Raw genomic sequence first — 25,650 nt, 5'->3', positions numbered from 1 at the left:
CACGAGCCCGCCAGAGGGCGCGGGCACGCCGCCACCGATGGCCCCGGTCGTCAGTTCTCGGGCTGGATCAGAGCCCGGTCATCAGTGCCGGCCGAACCCCGAATGTGTACAAGGCCGTTTTCGAGAACCGCGGACCCTGAAGCGATGAGGTCGAGCGCCATGGGATAGATGCGGTATTCTTGCGTCAAGACCCTCTGTCCGAGCGTTTTGGCCGTATCGCCCGTGACGACCGGGACGGCCGCCTGGGCCACGATAGGTCCGTCGTCGACGGCAGGAACGACGAAATGCACCGTGCAGCCATGAATCTTCACGCCGTCGGCGAGGGCGCGCGCATGTGTGTTGAGCCCTTTATAGGCCGGCAAGAGCGCCGGGTGAATGTTGATCATACGTCCTTGCCAGCGCCCCACGAACCAAGGCGTCAGCAGGCGCATAAAGCCAGCCAGGCACAAAAACTCGATGCGGTGAATATCCAGCAGCACGTCCATGCTGCGCTCGAAATCTTCCCGCGACGCATAGATCCGGTGATCGACGGCCGCGACCGCAATGCCCATGCGTTTCGCAAATTCCAATCCCGCTGCCGCGGGATCGTTGGAGAGAACGAGAGAGACATCGGCGCTGAACGTCGGCGCCCGAGCCGCTTCAATCAGAGCCGTCATGTTCGAACCCCGGCCCGAGATCAGAACCGCGGTGCGAAGGCGATGCCCGCGGCTCAAAGGGCCAGCGCTCCGTGAAAGGTGATCCGTGTCGAGCCGCCTGGTTCAATCTCTCCTAAGCGGACCAAGGACTGATCCCGACCTATAAAGAACCGCTCAACGTCCTCCGCCTCAGCCTTTGCCACAACCAGGGCCATGCCGATACCGCAGTTGAAGGTGCGGAGCAGATCCTCGGACGGCACGTTGCCGGCGTGCGCGAGCCAGCGGAACACGGGGGGCACCGTGATGGCCGCGAGGTCGATGACGGCGCTGAGATGCTTTGGTAGAACGCGGGGCAGGTTTTCCGGCAGGCCGCCGCCCGTGATATGGGCCAGCGCCCGAATGCCGGAGGTGGCTTTGAACGCTGCCAAAAGTAGTTTGACGTAGATCGTCGTGGGCGTGAGCAGCGCTTCGGCGAGGTTTTGTCCAGAGGAGAAGGGGGCCGGCTCGTCCCAGCCAAGATTGGCGGCTTCGACGATCCGCCGCACGAGGGAAAAGCCGTTCGAATGGACGCCTGAGGAGGCGAGCCCGTACACGATGTCCCCCGGCTCGACACTCTGCGGCAGCAGCTTGCCCCTCTCGACGGCCCCGACCGCGAACCCCGCGAGGTCGTAGTCGCGCGCCCGGTAGACCCCTGGCATCTCGGCTGTTTCGCCGCCGATCAAGGCGCAGCCGGCTTGACGGCAGCCGTCCGCGATCCCGGCCACGATTGCGGCGCCTTCCGAAGGGTCCAGCTTGCCGGTCGCGTAGTAATCGAGAAAGAACAAGGGCTCGGCACCCTGCACGACAAGGTCGTTCACGCACATGGCAACGAGATCGATTCCGATCGTCTCGTGCCTGCCGCTCTCGACGGCGATCTTGACCTTCGTGCCAACCCCATCGTTGGCCGCGACCAGGATCGGGTCGACGAACCCGGCAGCCTTCAGGTCAAACAGGCCGCCGAAGCCGCCTATTTCCGCATCGGCGCCCGGCCGACGGGTGGCACGCACCAAAGGCTTGATGCGCTCGACCATCGCGTTCCCGGCATCGATATCGACGCCCGAATCCGCATAGGTCAGCCCAGGTTTTTCCACACGTGTCATGACACCCCGCTCGGCCTTGTCGCGCCATACTCCGCCCACACGGATGTGGCAAGGATCGCGCGAGCGAAGAGTTCTCTGCGACACCTTGGGAACTTCAAAACGGAAGCGTTGCGCGCGGGCGTCTAGGAACCCTCCGCCAGGCTCGCCGATGTTGACGCTCGGCACGACAGCGGCCTATCTGGACTCGTGGCTCGAGCATATGGCGACATGACGGACCGATGATCCTGCACCGCCAATTCTTTATCTGGGTCGCGCTCTTCGCGATCGTGGCCTATTGTCTGTACCAATTGTCGGGCGTTCTTCTGCCCTTCGTTGCCGGTATTACGCTCGGATATCTGCTCGATCCACTCGCCGATAAGCTCGAGAGGTTGGGTTTGCATCGTCTAGGCGCGACCTTTCTCATTCTGTTCCTGTTTTTGGTCGGCCTTGTGCTGCTGACACTGATGCTCGTTCCGATCCTCGCGCACCAGTTCATGTCTCTCGTCGACAATCTCCCAGCCCTCGCGTCCAAGCTCCAGTCGCTGATCGCAAGCGGGAGCCTCTACCTCCAGGATCATGGCGGCGAGGTTCTCAAGAAGCTCGGGCTCAGCGATAGCCTGACGACCACCGATATCCAGAACTCGCTAGGCACCCTGATTGCCGAAGGCTCAGCCTATCTCATCGGCCTCCTGCGGTCCCTTTGGTTCGGCGGTCAGGCGCTGTTCGGCGTTTTTTCGCTTCTGGTCGTGACGCCGGTCGTGGCCTTCTACATTCTGCTTGATTGGAGACGCATGATCGCGGCGGTGGACGGCTGGGTGCCGCTCGAACACCGCGCCGATGTGCGCGCCATCGCGCGCGACATCGACAAGGCCTTGGCGGGCTTCGTGCGCGGTCAGTTTATCGTCTGTGTCTTTCTCGGACTTTGGTACGGAGTGGGCTTGACCCTCGTGGGGCTCAACTTCGGTTTTCTCATCGGTATGACCGGCGGCTTTCTGAGCTTCATCCCCTATGTGGGGTCGCTGGCGGTGCTGATCTTCTCGATGGCGGTCGCACTCGTCCAGGGATGGCCGGATTGGAGCCTGATGACCTTCACGTTCGGGGTCGTGGTGTCGGGACAGTTCCTTGAGGGGAACGTGCTGTCGCCGAACCTCGTCGGTGCCTCCGTCGGCGTTCATCCCGTCTGGATCATCTTCGCTCTTCTTGCCTTCGGTACCCTGTTCGGCTTCACGGGGCTACTCGTCGCCGTTCCGTTCGCGGCGGCGGCCGGCGTCGTAATGCGTTTTACGCTTCGCAAATACCTGGTCAGCCCGCTCTATACCGGCGAGCCGGAGACGCCGTCGTCCTATCCCGCGCCGCGTTCGGTCAAGACGATCGCCTGACATGCGGCAACTCGCGCTGGATCTTCCTCTCCCATCGCGGTTGGGCATGGAGGATTTTCTCGTTGCTCCCGCCAACCAAGTGGCTTTCGAGACAATCGAACGCTGGCCACAATGGCCCGGCAACGTGCTTGTCCTCGTCGGACCCGAGGGATCGGGCAAGAGCCACCTCGCCGCCATCTGGGCGGAGCGTGCCGCGGCATTTCGGATGCAGGGCGGCGATCTTGAGACGGCTTCGCTTGATCGGCTCGAAGGCCATGGCATGATCGACGATGCCGATCAGATCGGGCCCCATGAAGCGCGTCTGTTCCATGTCCTGAACATTCTGCGCGAGAACGGGCGCTTCGGTCTGCTGACCGCCCGTTCGGCTCCTGATAGCTGGGGGGTACGTACCCCTGACCTCCTGTCCCGGCTTCGTCTGGCGCCGATGCTGCGGCTGTTGCCCCCGGACGAGGCCCTCGTCTCGGCCGTCCTCATCAAGTTACTGGCCGATCGGCAACTGACCGTGGACACCAGCGTCGTCGATTTCCTCTGTCGCCGGATGGAACGATCCATTGCCACAGCCCGCCGGATCGTAGCGGCGCTGGACGCGGCAAGTCTTGCTTCCGGTCGAAGGGTCACGCGAGCGACGGCCGCGGAAGTCCTCGCAAGCCTTGAAGCCGCCGATGCATCGCGTCATGGTCTTGTCACTGGCGTGGCCCAAAACGCTGCAGATCCGAATTCCGAGTGAGACTTATGGCCCCCATCGCAGATAGCGACATCGACATCGACTCTCGCGAGACGGTCACCACGTCACCTCTGGCGAATTCGCCGAAGCGATTTATCAATCGGGAACAATCCTGGCTGGAATTCAACCGGCGCGTGCTCGAGGAAGCCTCCAACCCCAATCATCCACTTTTGGAGCAGCTTCGTTTTCTCTCGATTTCGGCCAACAACCTCGACGAATTCTTCATGGTGCGCGTGGCAGGCCTCTACGGGCAGGTGCGCTCCGGTGTGACCTCACCGTCGCAAGATGGTCTCTCTCCCACCGAGCAGCTGGCGCAATTGTCGAAAAGCGTCGCTAGTCTGGTGGCCGCCCAGCAGGCGAGGTGGGAGGAACTGCGCCAGGATCTTGCGGGGGCCGGCATCCTGATCGCCGAGCCGGAAGATCTGGGCAAGGCGGACCGCGATTGGCTGCATGAGTATTTCATGCAGCACATCTTCCCGGTGCTGACACCGCTCGCCATCGACCCGGCCCATCCGTTCCCGTTCATCCCCAATCTCGGCTTCACGGTTGCGCTCGACCTCGCCCGGACCACGGATGCCCGGAAACTTCATGCGCTGATCCGCATCCCTAGCCGCACCGAGCGTTTCATCCGGTTGCCCGATAGCGCGACGCCCGGCGAAATCAGGGTCGTGACGATCGAGAATCTCATCGCCATGAACACGGGTCGGCTGTTCCCGGGCTACACCATCCTTGGCGAGGGTTTTTTCCGGGTCATCCGGGACAGCGATCTCGAAGTCGAGGAAGAAGCCGAAGACCTGATGTTGTTTTTCGAGAGCGCTCTCAAGCGGCGCCGGCGCGGTGTGGTCATCCGGCTCGAACTCGACTCCAAGATGCCGGAGGGCTTGCGCTTTCTGGTCGCCGAAGAGCTCGATGTCGCGTCGGACCAGAACGTCTCTGTCGCCGGAATGCTGGCGCTGAACGAACTGGCGGAGCTTGTCGCGCTTGAGCGGCCCGATCTCAAGTTCGCCCCCTATATCGCGCGGTTTCCGGAGCGTGTCCGCGACAATAGCGGCGACTGTTTTGCGGCGATCAGGCAGAAGGACCTCGTGGTCCATCACCCCTACGAAGCCTTCGACGTCGTGGTGCAGTTCCTCGTTCAGGCCGCCCGCGACCCCAATGTCGTGGCCATCAAGCAGACGCTCTATCGCACCTCCAAGGACAGCCCCATCGTCCGCGCGCTGATCGAAGCGGCCGAGGCCGGCAAGTCGGTGACGGCGCTCGTGGAGCTGAAGGCGCGGTTCGACGAGGAAGCCAACATCCGCTGGGCCCGAGACCTGGAACGGGCTGGCGCTCAGGTCGTGTTCGGTTTCATCGAGTTGAAGACACACGCGAAACTATCGATGGTCGTGCGGCGTGAAGGCGGTGCTCTCACGACCTATTGTCATCTCGGCACAGGCAATTATCACCCGCAGACCGCCAAGATCTACACGGACGTCTCGCTGTTCACGGCCGACCCCGCGATCGGCCGGGATGTCCTTCATATCTTCAACTACATCACCGGATATGCCGAGCCGATCGGCCTCGAACGGCTCGCGGTATCACCACTGAATCTGAAATCGACACTGCTCAAGCACATCGACGACGAGATCGCCTTCGCGAAGGCGGGGAAACCCGCCGCGATCTGGGGGAAGTGCAATTCCCTCGTCGATCCCGAAATCATCGACGCGCTCTACCGGGCGAGCCAGGCCGGGGTGAAGATAACCTTCGTGGTGCGGGGAATGTGCTCGCTGCGACCGGAGGTCCCAGGACTTTCCGACAATATCCGCGTCAAGTCGATCATCGGGCGTTTTCTTGAACATGCGCGCATCTATGCGTTTGGCGGCGGTTACGGGTTGCCACATGTCAAAGCGCGCGTGTACATCTCCTCGGCCGATTTGATGCCGCGGAATCTCGAACGGCGCGTGGAGACCCTGATCCCGATTACGAACCCCACTGTGCATGATCAGGTGCTCGATCAGATCATGATCGCCAACCTGATCGACAACCAGCAGAGCTATCGCGTGCTACCCGACGGCCGAAGTGAACGCATCACGCCGGCGGCGAACGAAGAACCGTTCAACGCGCATGCTTATTTCATGACAAATCCGAGCCTGTCGGGCCGTGGTAAATCGCTCCGTGAATCAAGTCCCAAGATCCTTCTCAAGAAACTCTCCAAGACCTGACGCCAAACCGCTCGGGCCGGTATATGCGCATGACCGGCCCGAGCCGACCGGCGTGACCGATCGTCACCCGCAGAACCCGGTGGCGATCATCGACATCGGCTCGAATTCGGTGCGCCTCGTCGCCTATGAGCGACTGACGCGCTCGCTCACGCCGATGTTCAACGAGAAGGTGCTTTGCGGTTTGGGCCGTGGCGTCGCGACGACCGGCGTTCTGGCGCAGGACGGCATGGACAAGGCCGTGCAGGCCTTGAAGACATTCCGTGCCCTTTGCCGCAACATGGGGATCGATGACATCACCGTTGTGGCGACGGCTGCGACACGCGATGCCAAGAATGGTGCGATGTTTCTCGAAGCCGCGCGCGATGCGGTCGGCACGGACGTGACGCTCATCGGCGGTACGCGGGAAGCGGAACTGGCGGCGCTTGGCGTCGTGTCGTCCTTCCACAAGCCGGATGGGATCGTGGGCGATCTCGGCGGCGGCTCGCTGGAACTGATCGAGCTGAAGAAGGGCAAGGTCCGTAAGGGCGTGTCCCTCCCGATTGGCGGCCTGACGCTGGCGGATCTCTCGAAGGGCTCTCCGAAACGCGCGACGAAAATTGTTCGCGAGGCTCTTGCCGGTGCGGCTCCGCTGTCGCTTCTCCGCGGCAGAACCTTCTATGCGGTCGGCGGGACATGGCGCGCCCTGGCGCGTTTGCACATGCACCAGCGCAATTACCCGCTGAACGTCATGCACGGCTATGTCATTCCCGGCGAGGAGGCGGGCGCCTTTGCGCGTCTGGTGGAACGCGTCGACACCGAAGCCTTGTCGTCGATCGCCAGCGTCTCTTCGGCGCGGCGCCCGCTTCTGTCTTACGGTGCCGTGGTTCTCGACGAGATCATCCGGGAGGGACGCCCTCAGGCGATCGTCATCTCGGCGGCAGGTGTTCGAGAAGGCGTCCTGTTCGAGCGTTTGATACAACGGGAGCGCTTGGCCGACCCACTTGTCGAGGCTGTACGGGACATCAATCGACTGCGGTCTCGAAGCGCGGGTCATGGCGACGACCTCTGCAGGTGGACGGACGGGCTCATGACGTCCGCTCACCTCGACGAAAGCGAAGACGAGCGCCGTCTGCGGCACGCGGCCTGCTTTCTAGCCGACGTCTCCTGGCGGGCACATCCGGACTACCGCTGCGTTCAGGCGCTCGACACGATCGCCAATGCCAATCTGGTCGGTGTCGATCATCCGGGCCGTGCCTTTCTGGCACTTGCCGTTGCTTATCGCCATTCGATGGCCGATGACGAGCTCAACGCCTCGCTGCGAGGCCTCGTCTCGGCGCAAATGCTCGACCGGGCTCGAATCCTCGCGGCGACGATGCGGGTGGCCTTCCTGCTGTCTGCCGGAATGTCCGGTGTGCTGGCGCGCCTTTCACTCGATTGCACGCGGGGCAGCGTCGTTCTCACGGTCGCGTTCACTGACGCGGATCTTGTCAGTGAACGCGTCGTCAGTCGGTTACGCCAGCTCAGCCGTCTCATCGGGCGAGACGGTGCCGTGGTGGTGAAGAACTGACGCGCAGCCGTCCTGCGGCGGCGCGACACCGGCCGCGGGGGGCCGCCGCTCGGCCCCACATCGACGATAGGTCCTGATCCGGCCCTCAACCCTCGCGTTCTTCCCGCCGAAGGAGAGCTTCGTCGATCTGCGAGAGCAGCAGGTCAAAGTCGACCGGCTTTGCGTGATGTTCGTCGCAGCCCGCTTCAAGGGCCCTTGCCCTGTCTTGGCTCATCGCATGTGCGGTGAGGGCGATGATCGGCATCGTGCTCGCTTGCTGCCGTAATGTCCGTGCCACCGTCCAGCCATCCATGATGGGGAGGTTCATGTCGAGCAGGATCAGGTCCGGCGCCTCCTCCTCTGCAAGCCGAAGCGCATCAGGCCCATCCGGGGCGACCACCACCTCGAAGCCGCGCCGGCGCAGGCGGCGGGAGAGGAAGTCCGAAAGTTCGTCGTGATCTTCGACGAGGAGGAGCTTGGTCACAATCCGTCCCGATGCAAAGCTCGTGTGGTAGGAACGGCAAACGGTTACCCGCGCCAACGTTGTAACGTTGAAGCCGGCCAAAGGATCATACGATGACGTCTCCCGAATCGGCAACCGAGCCGGTCCCGTCTGACCGCCCGGCCGTCTTGCCCAGCATGGTCGGCGGCGCCATCCTTGTGGCGGGCCTCTATTGCGGCCGGGAGCTCGTCGTGCCGCTCGTGCTCGCCGCGCTTCTGGCCTTCGTGCTCGCGCCCGCCTGCCGGCTCCTCGAACGCGCCAGGCTTCCCCACGCTGTGGCGGTGGTGCTCGTGGTTCTCCTGACCTTCGCGTTCATCGGCGGCCTGGGGATGATCGTCGGACATCAGGCTGCCGATCTGGCCGGTGACCTGCCCTCCTATCAATCGACCATCATGGGCAAGTGGCACGCGCTCGGTCAGAAATACGGGTTTCTCGCAAAACTGACCGAGCAAGCCCCCACTGCGTCGAAGCCGGCCGAAGGTGGCACGGGCCAGCAAGCCAGTTTGCCGTTCGGGCTTGGTGAAGTGTCCGGGCTGACGTTGGCGCGCAATGTCGCCCAACCTCTGCTCGGCCCGCTGGAATCCTTCGGTATCGTCCTCGTCTTCACGATCTTCATCCTGCTGTCGAGCGATGACCTGCGTGACCGGCTCGTGCGCCTCGTCGGCCGCCACGACCTGCACCGGACCATACTGGTGATGAACGACGCAGCTTACCGGCTGTCGCGCTATTTCCTCTTTCAACTCGGCTTGAATGCCGGCTTCGGGACCTTGATTGGCCTCACCTTGTGGCTCGCCGGCCTGCCAAATCCGCTTCTATGGGGAATCCTCGCCGCCCTGATGCGGTTCGTTCCCTATCTCGGCGTGTTCATTGCCCTTGCACCGCCGCTTCTGCTCGCCGTGGCCGTCGTGCCCGGATGGTCGCTGGCTTTGATTGTCCTCGCCGTGTTCATCATGTCGGAAACAATCATGGGGCAGGTGATCGAGCCCCTGATTTATGGTCACAGCACAGGCCTGTCGCCGCTGGCCGTGATCGTCGCGACCGCGTTTTGGGCCTTGCTGTGGGGACCGATCGGACTGCTTATCGCGACGCCGCTGACCGTCTGCCTCGTGGTCATCGGGCGCCATGTCGAGGCGCTCGCTTTCCTTGACATTATGTTGGGCGATCGGGCGCCGCTCGAACCCAGCGAGACATTCTACCAGCGGGCGCTTGAAGGAAAAGCACTAAGCCTCGTGCCGATGGCCCGGCAGCAAATCGCTGCGAGTTCGCTGACCGACTACTTCGACGCGGTGGCTCTACCGGGGCTTGCGCTCGCCCAGGACGATCTCGTCAGCGATACGCTCGCCTTCGAGCGTCTCGAAGCCATTCATGCCCAGATTGAAGCGGTGCTGGCGCAGCTTGCGTCGCAGAAGGCTGACGTCCGTTCAGAGTCGCAGGCCGTTCCCTCGGCGGAGTGGAAACAGTCGAATGCCGTGGTTTGCATTCCTGGGCGCGGCCAGCTCGACGATCTAGCCGCCGCCATGGCGGTCCAGGCGCTTTGCGCAGCGGGATTTGGTGCTCGGGTCGAACCCAACCTCGTGCTTGGAACATCGAGCAACACCGATCTTGCCGCCACGCGTCTCTGTTGCCTGTCCGTTCTGGAGGAGGGCAGCAGCGTTTCGGGTATCCGGTATTTCGTCCGCCGCATGCAGAAGCGCATGCCAGAGGCCACGATCGTCGTGGGCCTCTGGCACTCCGGCCGTGACAGCCTTCTCCTGGCAGCGCTTCGCGAGGAGGGCGGAAGCGAGCATCTGGTGCTGTCGATTGGCGAACTCATCGCCTTCGCCCGGGCCCTGTCGGCGAAGGCCTCGAAGCTGCGGCCGTCTGAACGGCAGGAGATGGTCGCGTCGTCGTCATGACCGGTGAGAATCATTCCTTGGCCAGGGTGGCGGGCAGCGATACGCCGCAGGCAGTATTTCCTCGACCCGAGAGGTTCAGGAGCGCCTAAAACACGACGACACTGCGGATCCCCATAACCGTTGCGTTGCCGATCTGGTGTCCGGCATGGTCCGGATCGGCCACGCCGCCGCCAGGATTGATGATGAATTGAAGGTCGGGCTGGATCTGCCACCTGGGCTGGATCTGCGCCTGATAGGTGGCTTCCAGAACGGTCTCGCCACTGCGAACCGTCGGGTCGCCCGGCATCGCTGATGCGGCAGCTCTATCGCCGGCGCGAGCTCGGGCTCCGACACGCGCCCATTCGAGCGCCAACCCGACCGTATCATTGTCTCGCCCGAAGGGGCCCTTGTAGCTCACGCCGCCTTCCAGGAAGAGGTCGACGAGATTTCGGTCGGCCGGAGCGCCCATCGCACGGGCCGTGATCGCCAGGCCTCCGCTGCTGTCCGGTTCGGCCCGATAGATCAACTGATCGAGCGTGCCATAGAGGCTCCAGTCACCACGATGCGACTGCGGGATTCCGAGCAATTCACCGGGTGGCTGAAGCGTGGCTCCATTCGCGTAGAACGCATCCGCAAAGCGATTGCTATTATACCACGCGCCGAGCTTGTACGTGCCCGGCAAGCCCGAAGCGTCCTTGGCGCCGTTCACCGCATATTGCACCTCGCCGATCACGAAGGCACCGCTGGACACGTCGAACCTGGTCCCGGAGGCGTCGAGCCGCTGCGGATCGCCGAAACGGAGGCCCGCGGGGCTCCCGTCGTACAGCCCGAGCAGTCCTGTGAGTGCGTCGTTCGGCTTGACCCGCACCCGTATTCCCGGCGTCGCCAGCGGATAGGCGGGTCCACCCGACGGCAGGTCGACCGCCGGTAGCGTCGGCCAGCCAAACCCTGAATTGATGAACAGGTCTTCGTATTCTGAAGTGATGAATTCGAGATCGGCGCTCTGCTGACCGACCTTAATGTCGAGTTTCCCATCCCAAAAGCTCTGCTGGAACCAGAGTTCGTTGAGCCTTGTCGCGGGATCGGCCTCAATGCTGCTGATGACGTTCAGAGCGCCAACATTGGCAAGCGTCAGCCCCCGACCGTGGATCTGAAAGGCGCTGACATTGATCAATCCACCCGCGAGACCAATCGACTTCGACAGATCGAATCCAAGGCTTGCTTGCGTCATTCCTTCGACAATGGCGCCTCGCCGTAGACCGCCGGTCGGATTGCCAAGCAACTCAGTGGTTTCAGTCAACCCGAACGACACGCCGTAGCGATCGAGCACGGGTCTCAAACCTCTGAGGTCACCGAAAAGATTGCTGCGAGTCTCGAGATCACCCGCCCAGGAAGGGGCCGCTGTCTGCTCTTTCGGCCCAGGCGATACATTGCTTGAATAGGACGGCCCGTCGGTGCGCGGCTTGTCGTCAGCCTCGGCGGTTGACGCTCGCATGACAAGCGCCGCGATCATTAGGATCAGCGTTGCCCAATGCGCTCGCGTCATGTGTCCGCCGGCAAGAGGAATCGGGCACTCGGCCCATTCCTCTCTCTATCGTGCCCGTGCCGCGGCGGTCTCACGCCTTTGGGCAACAGCCTTCAGAAAACGTCTTCGGACTTCAGAGCGCGAAGCTTGTGCCGCAGCCACAAGATGCCGTCGCGTTCGGGTTCTCGATTTTGAAAGCTTGCCCGATCAGGTCATCGACGTAGTCGATATGGGCGCCGCGCATATACTCCACGGAGACTGGGTCGATCAGCACGACCGCGCCATCGCGCTCGACCACCAGGTCATCAGGCTCGCGGTCGTGCACGATGTCGAACGCATATTGGAAGCCGGAGCACCCTCCGCCATTCACGGCAACCCGCAGCAGAGCGCCCTCTGTCTCCTTGGACAGAACCTTCTTTACCTGCTTGGCAGCCTTAGCGGTCAGGGCGACCGGAGCGATTTCGAGGGTCTCGGCCATCACAGAACTCCATGCCCTCGCGGTGTCGCCGAGGGAATCTGACATTTGTTGTTGCTAGGAAGATAGGCGCTCGTGCCGCGCGCCGCAATCCGAGCGTCGAGGCTGGTTTCGCAGGTCCGACTCTGGTGGATGACCATGATTTATCCCATATCCCTGCTGATGCGCCGGGCTCTCAGTTGTTTTCGCGGATCATGACCCTTCCTTCGCCCAGCCGGGCACCCTATGCGGCCGATCCTGAGCGAGGTCGTGGTCGGCGAATCCCCGAGACGTCGTCGGCCACACGAACCGCTTTCCAGCGCGACCGCGATCGGATCGTTCATTCATCCGCCTTCCGGCGTCTGGCGCTGAAGACACAAGTCTTTCTTCCCGAACAAGGCGATCACTACCGGACGCGCCTGACACATACGATCGAGGTCGCTCAGATCGCTCGAACGATCGCCCGCGCGCTCGGGCTCGATGACGACCTCACAGAGGCGCTGGCGCTGGCGCATGACCTTGGCCACACCCCGTTCGGGCACACCGGAGAGGACGCGCTCGACGCCGTCATGCGGCCGTTCGGCGGCTTCGACCACAATGCTCAAACCCTGCGAATTCTCACCCTGATCGAGCGTCGTTACCCAAACTTCGACGGCTTAAATCTCACATGGGACACGCTTGACGGGCTGATCAGCCGCGGGGGTGATCCCGTCATGCGCAATGAGCGCCAGTCCGAGTGGCATCGCCAGGGGCTGGCCTGCTTCCACGACGACGATAGCTGGAGTCGAAGCTTCAGCCGCTTTCCAAGTCCAAGCGCCGAGGCACAGGTGGCCGCCGTCGCCGATGATATTGCCTATAACGCGCATGACATGGAGGACGGTCTCGAGGCCGGGCTCTTCTCGCTCGATGACCTCCGTGAGGTCGCGTTGCCGGCGCAAGTCAAGGCGGCCCTGCGTGCGGCCTCGCCGGGGTTGCCGGACGATCTCCTTGTCCGTGGTCTCACTCGCGAACTCGTCGGGATCTTCGTTGAGGATGCGATCGCCGAAAGCCGGCGCCGCTTGGCTGATGCCCGGCCGGACCACGCCGACGCCGTCCGGTCCCTCTCTGGGCCGGTCGTGGCTCTTTCGCCCGCGATGGCTGAGGCGAGCGACCGCATCAAGAGCTTCCTGTTTGCCCACATGTACCGGCATCCCCGCCTCGTCTCGGTGCGAATCCGAGCGCGCCAGATCGTGAAAGATCTGGCCGAAAAATATGTATCCGATCCTTTGCTGCTGCCTCCTGAGTGGCGGACGCAACCGGATCTTCTCGCCGATCCGCGCCATTGCGCGCGACGCGTGTCCGACTACATCGCCGGCATGACCGATCGCTTCGCGGTAGCCGACCATCAGCGGCTTTTTGACGATACACCCGATTTAAGATAGGTGCCGGCCGGCCCGTCGGCTCCGATGCTGCGGGCAGGAAAGCACCATGGACATTTTTGCCGACTTTCGCCGTCGCATCATTGCGATCCTTGAATCTATGATGGCCGATGGCCGCCTGCCTGAGACGCTCGATCTCGGCCGCTTCGTGGTGGAGCCTCCGCGCGATTCGACCAACGGCGATCTCGCCACCAACGCCGCCATGGTCTATGCGCGGGAGGCGCAGGCGCATTACAAGTCGCCGCGCCAGTTTGCGACCGCATTGGCGGCTGTGCTGGCCGAGGATCCCGACGTCGATACGGCCGAGGTCGCGGGTCCAGGGTTTCTCAATCTCCGACTGCAGCCGAACGTGCTGGGTGCCGTCCTGCGAGAGAGCCTTGCCGATGCCGAGAGGTTCGGGCGCGGTCGACCGGCTGGCGACCCCCGGCCCATCAACGTCGAATTCGTCTCCGCCAACCCGACCGGGCCGATGCATGTGGGGCACGGCCGCGGCGCGGTCTTCGGCGATGCGCTCGCCAATCTCCTGAGCTTCGCAGGCCACGACGTGACCCGCGAATATTATATCAACGACGCCGGGGCACAGGTCGACGTGTTGGCCCGCTCCGCCTTCCTTCGCTACCGGGAAGCATTGGGGCACAACATCGGGGCGATTCCCGAAGGCCTTTACCCCGGAGACTATCTCAAGTCCGTGGGAGACGCCCTGGCGTGTCAGCATGGCGACAGCTTGCTCGCCATGGAGGAGGCCGCATGGCTACCCAGGGTCCGCCAGGATGCGATCGATGCCATGATGGGGATGATCCGCGACGATCTCGCGAGCCTCAATATTCGGCATGAAGTCTTCTTCTCCGAACGCTCGTTGACAGTGCCGCAGCCCGGCCACAATGCCAATGCGGTCGAAGAAGCGATCGAGGATCTTGATCGCAAAGGGCTGATCTATCAGGGAAGGTTGCCACCCCCGAAAGGCCAGCTGCCTGACGATTGGGAGGATCGCGAACAGACCCTGTTCCGTTCCACGGACTTTGGCGACGACGTCGATCGTGCGTTGCGTAAGTCGGACGGGAGCTACACCTATTTCGCCTCCGATATCGCCTATCACAAGACCAAGGTGGATCGAGGCTTCGGAGTCCTGATCGACGTCCTTGGAGCCGACCACGGCGGCTATGTGAAACGCATGGTCGCGGCCGTGGCGGCGCTGTCCGATCGGAAGGTCGGGCTCGACGTGAAGCTTTGCCAGATGGTGAAGCTCCTGCGCGGTGGCGAACCGGTCAAGATGTCGAAGCGCTCCGGTGACTTCGTGACGCTGCGGGAGGTGGTCGACGAGGTGGGGGTCGATGCCGTCCGGTTTATGATGCTGTTCCGCAAGAACGACGCACCGCTCGATTTCGATCTCGACAAGGTGATCGAGCAGTCGAAGGATAATCCCGTCTTCTACGTGCAATATGCCCATGCGCGGGGCCGCTCGGTGCTGCGGCAGGCCGTGGCCGCGTTCCCGGATCTCGATGTCTCCGCCAAGGCGCTCGCGACAGCGAAGCTGGACGCGCTGACCGACCAGGGCGAGGTCGAGCTGATCCGAATGATCGCGCAGTTCCCCCGCATTGTTGAGAGTGCCGCAACGGCACATGAGCCGCATCGGATCGCTTTTTACCTGCATGAACTTGCGAGCGCGCTCCACACGCATTGGAATCGCGGCAAAGACCATCCTGAGCTACGCTTTGTTAAGGAAGATCAGCGAGATTTATCCTGTGCTCGATTGGCCTTGGTGGGATCGTTGACGATCGTGCTGAAGGCCGGTTTGGGCATTCTCGGGGTGAGTGCCCCAGACGAAATGCGGTAGCCGATCCCCGACAGGGACATGCCTTTTTTCCGTCGCGCTGTGATGCTTTTCTGCATCGCAGTAAAAAGCGGAGGGCGGGGTCCTTGGATCAAACAGTTCCGGGCAACGCCGCCGCGACGCGAGGTGCAGGATGAGTGAGCCGTTCCTGAAGTCCCGCCCGGGTGCGGGTGGCTACGACGTGCAGGGCGAGAAGGCAGGCTATGGCGTCCCGCGTGAGGATCCTCTCGCGGAGCTAGCCCGGTTGGTGGGGAAAGACGACCCATTTCGTGCTGGAGCCGCAAGGGCACCCGCCGCGAACGTATCGCCGTTCCCACAATTGGGGGCGCCACACCATCCTGAGCACCCGGAAGAAGAGTCCTATGAACCCCATCCGGATGACGTCTTCGGCGACAATCAGGAGACGGCCTACCCCGATTTCGATGCACAATTGCGAGGGTCTCTCGACACCCGTCACGGTGAGGATTTGCGCCAGAGGGACTCTCTGCGTTTTCCACCGGTTCCGGCCTCGCACGATGCCTTCGATCCTGGCCATTCCTACCCAGCGGGTGCGACCCGGGGCGATGCGCCACCGTTGAACGCAGATCTTTGGGCAGAGGGAGCCCTGCCGCAAGATTCGATGCAGCCCGGACCGTTCGATGGACCGGTTCGGAATTCCGAGGGTGAAGAACAGCGTTCGCCGCGTCGCACCGTGTTGGTCTTGGCTGCCGTTTTGCTGCTGACCGGAGGTGGGCTTGGCGCGACATTTCTGATGCGCGAAAGCTCGGCCGTGGGCGGCGGAAGCAGCTCGACGCCAACCATCATGGCCTCAGATACGCCGGTTAAAGTTCAGTCGCCTGACGTTACGAACGGCGCAAGCCCAGACGGCAACACGGCGCTGTTGGAAAAGTCCGGTAGCGACAAAGTCGACAATGCCAAGGTCGTGACGAAGATCGAGCAGCCGGTCGACCTCAATCAACTCCCCAAGCCAGCGACGTCTCCGGCTGCCTCGGCACCTTCGCAGGCGGCATCGCCGCCGAACCCGTTCCCCGAGCCGCGCAAGGTGAAGACTGTGCTGATCCGGCCTGACGGGTCGGTGGTCGGTGATGCGCCCCAGACTTCGAGCCCGGTGGTTCCGGGCGGTGTGGTGATGCCGGCGGCGGCCGACCTGGGCACCGCCCAGCCTCAGGCCGATATGGCGGCTCCGCCGCCGGCGCCTGTCGCCAAACCTTCCACGCCGAAGTCAACGGCCCGCGTTTCGTCGACTCCGAAAGATCCAAACGGTGGCGCGTCGGGCGCCAAGCAGGCTGCCGCGCCGGCCCATGTGGCGAAACCGAAGCCGCCTGTCGCTGTGGCGGATGCCTCGGCGCCTGCCGAGACAACTCCCGCCGCAACGCCTGGGAGCTGGTCTGTGCAGTTGGCGGCCCCGCCGTCGGAGCAGGAAGCCAAGGATGTAGCAGCCCGACTTCAAAAGAAGTTTGCGAGCGAACTCGGTGGTCAAAAGCCCTCGATCCACAAGGCGGACAGGGACGGCAAGTCCATCTATCGGGTTCGGATCGGTGGTCAGTCGCAGGATGACGCGAAGGCGCTCTGCTCGAAGCTGCAGGCCAGCGGCGGTTCGTGCTTCGTGGTTCGCAACTGATGGGCGCCGTGAAGGCGTTCGTATGTGGTTGCGAAGGCTTGGTCTTGTCGGCCGAGGAGCGGGCGTTTCTCGGTGAGGAGCGGCCCTGGGGTCTGATCCTCTTCAAACGCAATGTGGCCTCGGTCGAACAACTTCGGGATCTGACGTCGACATTCAGGGACTGCGTCGGGCGGCCCGACGCGCCTGTGCTGATCGATCAGGAAGGGGGCCGTGTGCAACGGCTGGGGCCGCCGCATTGGCCGGCCTATCCGGCCGCCGCGAGCTATCTGCACTATAAGGATGGCTTCGGATCAAGCGAGGCTGCGAAGCTCGGGGGCCGTTTGATCGCAGCCGACCTTCGGCAGGCAGGGATCACGGTCGATTGTGCGCCCGTCCTCGACGTACCCGCGCCCGGCAGCCATCAGGTCATCGGCAACCGGGCTTTCGGGCCCGAACCCGATGTGGTGGCACGCCTGGGACGAGCCTTCGCGGAAGGACTGCTCGAAGGCGGCGTATTGCCCGTGATCAAGCACATCCCAGGGCACGGCAGGACCGGGGTAGATAGCCATCTTGAACTGCCGGTCGTTCAGGCGACGCGCTCCGAATTGGAGGCCGTCGATTTTCCGCCCTTCCGCACGCTGGCCGACCTCCCGGTCGCGATGACGGCGCATCTGGTGTTCACCGCGCTGGATCCGGAGCGCCCCGCCACGACCTCACGGCTGATCGTGGAAACGATCATCCGTGGCGCGCTCGGCTTCTCCGGCCTTCTTCTGACCGATGATCTGTCGATGGAAGCCCTGAAGGGAACGCTCGGCGAGCGGGCCGCTGCGGCCTCCGCGGCCGGTTGCGACATCCTCCTGCACTGCAACGGCAAGGCCGCCGAGGCTCGTCAGGTGGCTGAGGCGGCGCCGATCCTGGCCGGCGAGAGTGCCCGCCGGGCCGAGGCCGCGTTGGCGATGATCCCCAAGGTTGCGCCAAGCCTTCCCGAAGGCCTGCGCGACCGCTTTGCGGCACTCACTGCGGCGGCCTGACGGCCGCCGCAGTTTTTTTACTTGGCCTCTGGCCAAGTGGCGCCGTGCGCATTGACATACGTCACATAGAGCGACGTCGTCCCGCAAATGTAGAGCCGATTGCGCTTCGGGCCGCCGAAGCAGAGGTTGGCCACCACTTCGGGCACCTTGATCTTACCAAGCAGTGTCCCGTCGGGATGGTAGCAGTGCACGCCTTCGCCGGTCGACGTCCAGACATGACCGGCCGTGTCGATCCGCAAGCCATCGAAAAGTCCGACCGGGCATGTCGCGAAATGACGCCCGTTGCTGAGCGTGCGGCCATCGGGACCGACATCGAACACGCGGATCTCTCTCGGGCCATCCTCGACATGCGTCGCGCCAGTGTCGACGATGTAGAGCAGCGACTCGTCGGGAGAAAACGCCAAACCATTCGGCTTGACGAAGTCCTGGGCGACGGCCGTGACTTCGCCGGTCGAAGGCACAAGCCGATACACGTGGCTCCCGCCGATCTCGGATGGGGCCGCGTCCCCCTCGTAGTGACTGTCGATCCCGTAGGTCGGATCGGTGAACCAGATGGAATCGTCCGACTTCACGACGGCGTCGTTGGGAGAGTTGAGCCGCTTTCCGTCGACATGGCTGATCAGCACTGTGCGGCTGCCGTCATGCTCGATGCGCGACACGCAGCGGCCGCCATGCTCGCAGCTGATCAACCGGCCCTGCCGGTCCACCGTGTGGCCGTTGTGGTTGCGGGCAGGCTGGATGAAGACCGAGACCGACCCGTCCGTCTCGTCGTATCGCATGACCCTATCGTTTGGAATATCCGACCAGACCAGGTACTTGCCAGCCGCGAAATACGCGGGACCCTCGGCCCAACGGCACCCCGTCCAGAGCTTTTCGAGATGACAATTCCCGTGAACAAGCCTCGAGAACCTCTTGTCGATAACCTCGAAATCCTTCGTCAGCATCTTTAGCCTCCCTGGCCGGCGGCTCATGGCCGCACTCATCTCAAGGTCGCGCCCGCCGCTTTTTCGGTCGAAGCGCGCCTATGCGTTTCTAAGTCGACGAGGGCAGCGGGTAAACGGTCGTTCGTCCACAATCGGCTGCCGTCGGCGAGCCTTCCCCAGCGTCCTTTGGGGAAGGTTGATGCGGCCGCCTCTTACGCGGTGGGCGTGGCAACCTTTCCGTCCATGCGGCGGGTGAGGCCGAGCGGGTTCTCGTCGCGCAGCGCTTCGGGCAAAAGACCGGCGGGCAGATCCTGGTAGCAGACCGGGCGAAGGAAGCGGCTGATCGCTAGGCTGCCGACCGAGGTGGTGCGGCCATCGGAGGTGGACGGGAAAGGACCCCCGTGCACCATGGCGTGCGCCACCTCGACGCCTGTGCCGAAGCCGCCGACCAGGATGCGACCGACTTTGCGCTCCAGCAGCGGCAGCAGCCGGCGTGCCAGCGGATGATCGGCCTCCGTCAAATGGAGGGCTGCCGTCAGCTGTCCCTCGATGGCGTGAAGCACCGAGATCAGCTGCGCTTCGTCACGGCAGCGAACCACGAGCGAGGAGGCGCCGAAAATCTCATCCTGTAGGGCGTGCTGGGCCAGGAACTGGTCGGCCGTCGTGGCGAACAGGCCGGCCCGCCCTTGGAACTGGGTCCCTTCCTTGCCGCGCGCGAGCGTCTCGACGCCAGCGTGGCCCGCCAGCGTCTCGACGCCGCTGCAATAGGCATTAAAAATGCCCGGTGTGAGCATCGTGGCGGCGGGCGCATCGAGCACGGCAGCCTTGGCGGCATCGATAAAGGCCTGCAATCCCTCACCGTCGATACCCAGGACAAGCCCGGGATTGGTGCAGAATTGTCCGGCCCCGAGGGTCAGGGCGCCCACGAAGGCGCGCGCGATCTCGGCACCACGCGCCGCCAGCGCGCCCGGCAGCAGCAGGACGGGATTGATGCTGCTCATTTCAGCATAGACCGGGATCGGCTCAGGCCGCGCGGCCGCGATGCCCATCAACGCCAGGCCACCGCGGCGCGAGCCCGTGAAGCCGACCGCCTTGATGCGGGGATCCGCCACGAGGCCCTGCCCGATCGCCGTGCCGCTGTCATAGAGGAGCGAGAAGACACCCTCGGGCAGACCGCAGTCCTTGACCGCCTTCTGCACGGCCCGTCCCACGAGTTCGGAAGTTCCGGGATGCGCCGAATGCGCTTTTGCCACCACGGGGCAACCGGCCGCCAGTGCCGAAGCCGTATCGCCACCCGCGACCGAGAAGGCGAGCGGAAAGTTCGAGGCGCCAAACACCGCGACCGGGCCGAGCGGGATGTTGCGAAGCCGCAGGTCCGGGCGGGGCAGGGGCTTGCGCTCCGGCAAGGCAGGGTCGATCCGGACGTCGAGGAAGCCGCCATCCCGCACCACCTGGGCGAAAAGCCGCAATTGGCCGACCGTCCGGCCTCGCTCGCCTTCCAGGCGAGGGCGCGGCAGTCCGCTTTCCTGCATGCAGCGCTGGATCAGTTCGTCGCCGAGATCGAGGATTGCCTGCGCGATCGCTTCGAGGAACACCGCGCGTTTTTCGAGGGGCAGGGCACGGTAGGGTTCGAAGGCGGCCTCAGCCAGGCCGCAGGCCCGGTCGAGATCGGATTTGGTGTTGCCTCCAAAATGCGGCCCGACCACCTTGCCAGTGGTCATGTCGGTTGCGGTGATCTCCCCCGCATCGCCTCTGACCGAATGCGCGCCAATCAGCGACTCGCCAAGCAGTTCCATGTGAATGTCCTTCCAGTTCGTGCTGTTCTATGCCGGCACGGCGATAAGATCGAGGGGCGCCTACGCGGCTCAGCTCTGCTTTGGCACAAGGTCAACGCGTCTGGATCCAGACCATCGCACACCTATGTGACCTGATCTCATTCCCACTCGATCGTGCCTGGCGGCTTGGAGGTCACGTCATAGACCACGCGGTTGATGCCCTTGACCTCGTTGATAATCCGCGTGGCGACACGGCCGATGAAGGCCATATCGAAGGGGAAGAAGTCGGCCGTCATGCCGTCGACCGAGGTCACGGCCCGCAAGGCGCAGACCTGGTCATAGGTGCGGCCGTCCCCCATGACGCCGACGGTGCGGACCGGCAATAGAACCGCGAAAGCCTGCCAGATCGTATCGTAGAGCCCTGCCTCGCGGATCTCTTCGAGGTAGATGGCGTCGGCTTGGCGAAGAATCTGCAGCTTTCCCCGCGTGATGTCGCCCGGAATGCGGATTGCGAGGCCGGGACCCGGAAAGGGGTGGCGCCCGACGAAAGCAGGCGGCAGGCCAAGCGCACGGCCGAGCACACGCACTTCGTCCTTGAAGAGCATCCGGAGCGGCTCGACGAGCTTCATGTTCATCCGCTCGGGGAGGCCGCCGACATTGTGATGCGACTTGATGGTGACCGAGGGACCGCCGCTGAACGACACGCTTTCGATGACGTCGGGATAGAGGGTGCCTTGCGCCAGGAAGTCGGCGCCGCCGATCTTGGCCGCCTCGGCTTCAAAGACGTCGATGAAGAGCTTGCCGATCGTCTTGCGCTTGGTCTCCGGATCCGTCACGCCGGCCAGCGCGCTCAGGAACGTGTCGCTCGCGTCGACGTGAACCAGGGGGATGTTGTAGTGGTCGCGAAACAGGGTCACGACCTCCTTGGCCTCGTCCTGTCGCAGCAATCCGTGGTCGACGAAGACGCAGGTCAGTTGCTCGCCGATGGCTTCGTGGATCAGCACGGCCGCCACCGCTGAATCGACCCCGCCCGATAAGCCGCACAGTACTCGGCCGTCTCCGACCTGGGCACGGATCTGCGCCAGTGCCTCGTCGCGAAACGACGCCATCGTCCAGTCCGATTTCAGCCCGACGACTTTATGCAGGAAGTTGGAGATCAGCCGCCCACCATCGGGTGTGTGCACCACCTCCGGATGGAACATGAGACCATAGTAGCGCCGGGCCTCGTCGGCGATCACGGCGCAGGGCGCATTCTCGGACGTTGCGACGATCTGGAAACCCTCCGGCATGCGCGTCACGGCATCGCCATGACTCATCCAGACCGGGTAGGACTGCCCGTCGAGCCAGAGATCGTCGAACAAGGCACACGCGCCCTTGATGGTCAGGTCTGCACGGCCGAATTCGCGATGATCGCCCGTATTCACCTCGCCACCGAGTTGATGAGCCATGGCCATCTGGCCGTAGCAGATGCCGAGGATGGGTTTACCGCTTTCGAAAACCGCCTGGGGCGCCCGCGGACTTCCCTCCTGGCTCACCGATTCAGGTCCGCCCGACAGGATGAACGCGTCCGGCAGGCTCCCCGCCATCGCTTCGCTGGCCTTTTGGAACGGCACGACCTCGCTGTAGATGCCCGCGTCCCGAACGCGCCGTGCGATCAACTGTGTGACCTGAGATCCGAAATCGATGATGAGGACGCGATGGTGGTGCCCTTGCGATTCCGCGCGCACGGCGCTTTCATCCTGTTCTTGCATCAATCGACCTTTCCGTTCGCCTCGAATTAGGCGAAGCCTTGCGCCAAGGCAAAGGTAAACGCGTTAGGGTCGCCTTGAGCGATTGGCGACAGCAGGCGGCAAAGTTTCGCGTGTAGAACCGTTCGGATGAGACAACAATGGCTTGCCTCCTCGTATCGGACCGCCGACGTTCTCGCCGCCTTTTCCCAGGCCAGCGCGGAAGCCGATGCAATCGATCGTCTGGTTCACGCGGGGTCGGCATATTGCCCGGATGAAGAGACACCGACGCAGTCGCGACGTCGCCGGGTAAACGACGACGCCCGACGTCGGGTCGACCTTCCGCCCGTGTTTTTCAATCTGCTGATCCGGGCCTTCCGTGGACACTTCCGCCTCACGGATAGGCGCGAGACATCCAAATCCCCATCCGGCGGCGAGAAACACCCTTCCGCCGGAACACCTTCATCTGGCGAGCTAATCAGTCACTTCGCGTTCCCGCAGGCCAGCGACCGGGAAAGAAGTGCGAGCGGCCTTCAGGCTCGCAACGATCCGGCTTGACCCGCGTTCGGGAAGCCTTGACAGCATGGAGGATGCCGGCTTCGAACCCGATCAATCTCACGCCAGACCTTCTGCTCCGTGCCTACGCGGCAGGATTGTTTCCGATGGCCGAAAGCGCGGATGACCCGGAGTTGTTCTGGGTCGAGCCCCGGCTTCGCGGCATCTTTCCGCTGGATGCGATGATGATTTCACGCAGCCTTGCCAAGGCCATCCGCTCCGACCGCTTCGAGGTGCGGATCGACGCGGATTTTGACGCTGTCATCGAAGGCTGTGCCGCGATAGGGCCGTCGCGACCGTCGACATGGATCAATGAAACAATCCGAAACGCCTATCGAGACATGTTCCGATATGGACATGTGCACACAGTCGAGACCTACCGGGACGAGGTCTTGGTCGGCGGATTGTATGGGGTGTCGATCGGCGGCGCCTTTTTCGGTGAAAGCATGTTCCATCGCGAGACGGATGCGTCGAAAATCGCCGTGGCGCATCTGGCTGCCCGGCTGATCCGCGGCGGCTACACGCTGCTCGACGCGCAATTCGTGACACCCCACCTCGCCACGTTGGGTGCGGTCGAGATCTCGCGGGACCGCTATCGCAGGCTGCTCGCGAAGGCGATCGATCGTCCGGCAAAATTTAACCCTAACGCCGATCGGATGTCTGGCGCGGATGTCCTGGCGGTGATCAGACAGGCGTCGTCGTCAGGTGAAGCATTGACGGCGAGCTGACCATCACTTGCCGGCCGGATCCTTGCCGCCGAATTCAGTCGGATAGTTGCTGGCCGGAAAGAAGCTTTGGCTCGGTTCGCGGCGTTCCGGAACAGCCGTCGGGGGGGCTTCCTGCCGCTTCACGACACGCTTGGGTTTGGGGGGAGGAGCCGCAACCGATGGCGTGGCAGGCGAGGCTGCATCGGCTGTCGGCGCCGGCACAGCGTTCGGGTCGGCATTTGGATCCGGCGCATCGGCGATCACCTCTGATCCGCCTTTGCATTCCGTCAACCAGACATCGTAGACCGGGTGCTCGATCCCGTGGAGCCCCGGGCTCGCCGCGAACATCCATCCCGAAAAAATCTGCTTATATTGCTTGTCGGCCTGCACCTCGTCGACTTCGGCAAAAGCATCGGTCTGCGGCGCCTCGGTCTGTGGCCGCGTGTAGCAGACTCGCGGCGTCACCTGGAGCGAACCGAATTGCACGGTCTCGTCGATCTTCGCTTCGAAAGAGATGATGCGGCCGGTGATCTTGTCGAGCCCGGAAAAGACCGCGACCGGGTTCTTGATCTTGTCGGCCCAGGCAGGCGCATCGAAAGCACCGGCCGCGATCACGAGACTGAGGACGGTGACTGGGCCGAGGCCCTGGAAAAAGGATGCAGACGTCATATGGGGTTCGGGTGCGTCCTCATTGCCGCGACGCACGCTTTCAGTCGAACGATATGGCAAATCGATGTTGGAGATGCGTCAGTTCGGCGTCCAGGCCCCGTAATCCGCGCCCGTCTTCTGGCGCTGCCCTGACCGCAACGTCGACCCTTCTGGCCGATAAGCCTCGGGCGTTCCGGTCATGTTCGGGATGTAGGGCTTCTGCCATTCGCGCGGCCGGTAATTTTCCTCGGTCGGCGGCGTGTCGGTCGTGTGGTGGAGCCAACCATACCAGCCGGGTGGCGTCAGCGAGCCGTCGCTTTCGCCGGCGTAGATCACCCAGCGCCGCTCGAACAGCAGGTCGGGGTCGATTTTGCCGGTCTTGTAATAGGCATTCCCGAACTCGTCCGATCCGACATAAATGCCGAATCTGTTCGTGTAGACACGCGTGCCGACCGTCAGCCGGCTCCACCAGGAGAAGACCTGTGCGATGCTGAACGGTATTTTTGGTCCGCGCCGGTCTTGCGCCATGTCCCGGGTCCTTGTGAGCGCGCGGACTATGCCGCGACAGGGCAGGAAGGTAAAGCGGCAAGCGCGAGTGGCCCGCGGCAAATCCTCTCCAGCGGGAAGCAGTTCGCATTGCCGGATCCGCGAGCTGCCACTAAACCCTTCGCGAGCGTCGAGGCCATGTTGGCGCAGGGAGGTTTTATGACAGTTGAGATCGCGCGCTACCCGAGCCTGCGTGATGCCGTTGTGCTGATCACGGGGGGCGGTAGCGGAATCGGTGCGGCTCTCACGCAGCGTTTTGCCGAGCAGGGCTCCAAAATCGGGTTTCTCGATATCGCCGACGCGCCATCCGAGGCACTCGCGAGCAAATTGAGGGACGCGGGCCATCAGGTCGTCTTCAAACATGCCGACCTGCGCAACATCGACGAGCTTCGCGCCGGGATCGCTGCCATTCGCGAGGAACTTGGGCCGATCGGCATTCTCCTGAACAACGCGGCGCACGATCAGCGTCATGCGACGCCCGACGTGACGCCAGAATATTTCGACGAGCGCATCGCCGTTAACCTCAAGCACCAGTTCTTTGCTGCGCAGGCAGTGCTGCCGGACATGCAGGCCGCCCAGAAAGGGTGCATCATCAATTTCGGCTCGCTGTCTTGGATGCTCGGGCAGGGCGGGATGCCGATTTATACGGCTGCGAAGTCGGCCGTTCTCGGACTGACCCGCTCGTTGGCCCGCGATTACGGCAAGGACAATATCCGGGTTCTCTCGGTGGCGCCCGGCTGGATCATGACCGATCGCCAGCTCGAACTTTGGATGACGCCCGAGGCGGACAAGGACAGGCTCGACCGGCAATGCCTCAAACGGCCGCTCGTTCCAGATGATGTCGCCCGCGCCACCTTGTTTTTCGCCTCGGACGAAGCGGGGGCCATGACCAATCAAAGCTACCTGGTGGACGGCGGTTGGCTATGACCTGCAACGGAATGGCCGAGCGGGA

Annotated in this window: 21 protein-coding genes; 11 read left to right on the top strand and 10 right to left on the bottom strand. The window is 63.3% G+C overall.

The window, feature by feature from the left end; translation table 11 throughout:
* Positions 1 to 50 precede the first annotated feature (50 nt).
* Positions 51 to 713, bottom strand: coding sequence for a phosphoribosylglycinamide formyltransferase (gene purN, locus M8523_RS22780; RefSeq protein WP_282587205.1), 663 nt, complete (start codon positions 711 to 713; stop codon positions 51 to 53).
* Positions 710 to 1,774 (bottom strand): phosphoribosylformylglycinamidine cyclo-ligase, encoded by a 1,065-nt coding sequence (gene purM / locus M8523_RS22775; RefSeq protein WP_282587204.1) that lies wholly within the window; start codon positions 1,772 to 1,774, stop codon positions 710 to 712. The genes purN and purM overlap by 4 nt, the downstream gene beginning before the upstream one ends.
* 224 nt (positions 1,775 to 1,998) lie before the next feature.
* On the opposite strand from purM, the gene M8523_RS22770 reads away from it, so the two are divergent.
* The 4 genes from M8523_RS22770 to ppx are packed head-to-tail and all read left to right on the top strand — an operon-like array spanning position 1,999 to position 7,603.
* On the top strand, positions 1,999 to 3,132 hold the full coding sequence (locus M8523_RS22770) for an AI-2E family transporter (RefSeq protein ID WP_428351104.1): 1,134 nt from the start codon (positions 1,999 to 2,001) through the stop codon (positions 3,130 to 3,132).
* 1 nt (position 3,133) lies between these two features.
* Positions 3,134 to 3,859 (top strand): HdaA/DnaA family protein, encoded by a 726-nt coding sequence (locus M8523_RS22765; protein ID WP_282587202.1) that lies wholly within the window; start codon positions 3,134 to 3,136, stop codon positions 3,857 to 3,859.
* Between the two features lie 5 nt (positions 3,860 to 3,864).
* On the top strand, positions 3,865 to 6,057 hold the full coding sequence (locus tag M8523_RS22760; RefSeq protein ID WP_282587201.1) for an RNA degradosome polyphosphate kinase: 2,193 nt from the start codon (positions 3,865 to 3,867) through the stop codon (positions 6,055 to 6,057).
* A 52-nt stretch (positions 6,058 to 6,109) separates the two neighbouring features.
* On the top strand, positions 6,110 to 7,603 hold the full coding sequence (gene ppx / locus M8523_RS22755) for an exopolyphosphatase (RefSeq protein ID WP_282587200.1): 1,494 nt from the start codon (positions 6,110 to 6,112) through the stop codon (positions 7,601 to 7,603).
* Between the two features lie 85 nt (positions 7,604 to 7,688).
* Here the strand turns inward: ppx and M8523_RS22750 are convergent, their stop codons facing one another.
* A complete protein-coding gene (locus M8523_RS22750; protein ID WP_282587199.1) occupies positions 7,689 to 8,066 on the bottom strand; it encodes a response regulator transcription factor in 378 nt (125 codons plus the stop codon).
* A gap of 92 nt (positions 8,067 to 8,158) precedes the next feature.
* On the opposite strand from M8523_RS22750, the gene M8523_RS22745 reads away from it, so the two are divergent.
* Positions 8,159 to 9,979 (top strand): AI-2E family transporter, encoded by a 1,821-nt coding sequence (locus M8523_RS22745; RefSeq protein WP_282587198.1) that lies wholly within the window; start codon positions 8,159 to 8,161, stop codon positions 9,977 to 9,979.
* A gap of 85 nt (positions 9,980 to 10,064) precedes the next feature.
* Here M8523_RS22745 and M8523_RS22740 read toward each other — a convergent pair whose 3' ends face one another.
* Positions 10,065 to 11,288, bottom strand: coding sequence for a carbohydrate porin (locus tag M8523_RS22740; RefSeq protein WP_282587197.1), 1,224 nt, complete (start codon positions 11,286 to 11,288; stop codon positions 10,065 to 10,067).
* Positions 11,289 to 11,616: 328 nt separating this feature from the next.
* Positions 11,617 to 11,943 (bottom strand): iron-sulfur cluster insertion protein ErpA, encoded by a 327-nt coding sequence (gene erpA, locus M8523_RS22735; protein WP_282587240.1) that lies wholly within the window; start codon positions 11,941 to 11,943, stop codon positions 11,617 to 11,619.
* Positions 11,944 to 12,152: 209 nt separating this feature from the next.
* On the opposite strand from erpA, the gene M8523_RS22730 reads away from it, so the two are divergent.
* The 4 genes from M8523_RS22730 (at position 12,153) to nagZ (ending at position 17,817) form a co-directional block, all read left to right on the top strand.
* Entirely contained in the window at positions 12,153 to 13,358 is a 1,206-nt protein-coding gene (locus tag M8523_RS22730; RefSeq protein WP_282587196.1) for a deoxyguanosinetriphosphate triphosphohydrolase, read from the top strand.
* 46 nt (positions 13,359 to 13,404) lie between these two features.
* Complete coding sequence (argS, locus tag M8523_RS22725) at positions 13,405 to 15,189, top strand: arginine--tRNA ligase (RefSeq protein WP_282587195.1); 1,785 nt, start codon at positions 13,405 to 13,407, stop codon at positions 15,187 to 15,189.
* 130 nt (positions 15,190 to 15,319) lie between these two features.
* Positions 15,320 to 16,807 carry an SPOR domain-containing protein gene (locus M8523_RS22720; protein WP_282587194.1) on the top strand — a complete coding sequence of 496 codons (1,488 nt, stop codon included), beginning with the start codon at positions 15,320 to 15,322 and terminating at the stop codon, positions 16,805 to 16,807.
* The gene (gene nagZ, locus M8523_RS22715; protein ID WP_282587193.1) at positions 16,807 to 17,817 is read left to right on the top strand and encodes a beta-N-acetylhexosaminidase; all 1,011 of its coding nucleotides are present in this window, start codon (positions 16,807 to 16,809) and stop codon (positions 17,815 to 17,817) included. The genes M8523_RS22720 and nagZ overlap by 1 nt, the downstream gene beginning before the upstream one ends.
* Positions 17,818 to 17,834: 17 nt before the next feature.
* On the opposite strand, the gene M8523_RS22710 is transcribed toward nagZ, so the two are convergent.
* The 3 genes from M8523_RS22710 to guaA form a co-directional block, all read right to left on the bottom strand.
* On the bottom strand, positions 17,835 to 18,761 hold the full coding sequence (locus M8523_RS22710) for an SMP-30/gluconolactonase/LRE family protein (protein ID WP_282587192.1): 927 nt from the start codon (positions 18,759 to 18,761) through the stop codon (positions 17,835 to 17,837).
* A gap of 191 nt (positions 18,762 to 18,952) precedes the next feature.
* The gene (locus M8523_RS22705; RefSeq protein WP_282587191.1) at positions 18,953 to 20,536 is read right to left on the bottom strand and encodes an aldehyde dehydrogenase (NADP(+)); all 1,584 of its coding nucleotides are present in this window, start codon (positions 20,534 to 20,536) and stop codon (positions 18,953 to 18,955) included.
* Between the two features lie 137 nt (positions 20,537 to 20,673).
* Positions 20,674 to 22,266: a glutamine-hydrolyzing GMP synthase gene (gene guaA, locus M8523_RS22700; protein WP_282587190.1), complete on the bottom strand. Its 1,593-nt coding sequence runs from the start codon at positions 22,264 to 22,266 to the stop codon at positions 20,674 to 20,676.
* A 566-nt stretch (positions 22,267 to 22,832) separates the two neighbouring features.
* Here guaA and aat point away from each other — a divergent pair.
* Positions 22,833 to 23,525: a leucyl/phenylalanyl-tRNA--protein transferase gene (aat, locus tag M8523_RS22695; protein ID WP_282587189.1), complete on the top strand. Its 693-nt coding sequence runs from the start codon at positions 22,833 to 22,835 to the stop codon at positions 23,523 to 23,525.
* Positions 23,526 to 23,528: 3 nt separating this feature from the next.
* Here aat and M8523_RS22690 read toward each other — a convergent pair whose 3' ends face one another.
* Positions 23,529 to 24,173, bottom strand: coding sequence for a DUF2155 domain-containing protein (locus M8523_RS22690; RefSeq protein WP_282587188.1), 645 nt, complete (start codon positions 24,171 to 24,173; stop codon positions 23,529 to 23,531).
* Between the two features lie 78 nt (positions 24,174 to 24,251).
* Positions 24,252 to 24,680, bottom strand: a complete 429-nt coding sequence (locus tag M8523_RS22685) for an NADH:ubiquinone oxidoreductase subunit NDUFA12 (protein WP_282587187.1) — start codon at positions 24,678 to 24,680, stop codon at positions 24,252 to 24,254.
* Positions 24,681 to 24,857: 177 nt separating this feature from the next.
* On the opposite strand from M8523_RS22685, the gene M8523_RS22680 reads away from it, so the two are divergent.
* The gene (locus M8523_RS22680) at positions 24,858 to 25,625 is read left to right on the top strand and encodes an SDR family NAD(P)-dependent oxidoreductase (RefSeq protein WP_282587186.1); all 768 of its coding nucleotides are present in this window, start codon (positions 24,858 to 24,860) and stop codon (positions 25,623 to 25,625) included.
* The last annotated feature ends 25 nt before the right edge of the window (positions 25,626 to 25,650 follow it).

It is taken from the genome of Lichenifustis flavocetrariae (assembly GCF_026130545.1).
GTDB classification, from domain to species: domain Bacteria; phylum Pseudomonadota; class Alphaproteobacteria; order Rhizobiales; family Beijerinckiaceae; genus Lichenihabitans; species Lichenihabitans flavocetrariae.
The sequence above is the reverse complement of the archived record's forward strand: the minus strand, read 5'-3'. Positions and strand labels throughout refer to the sequence as shown.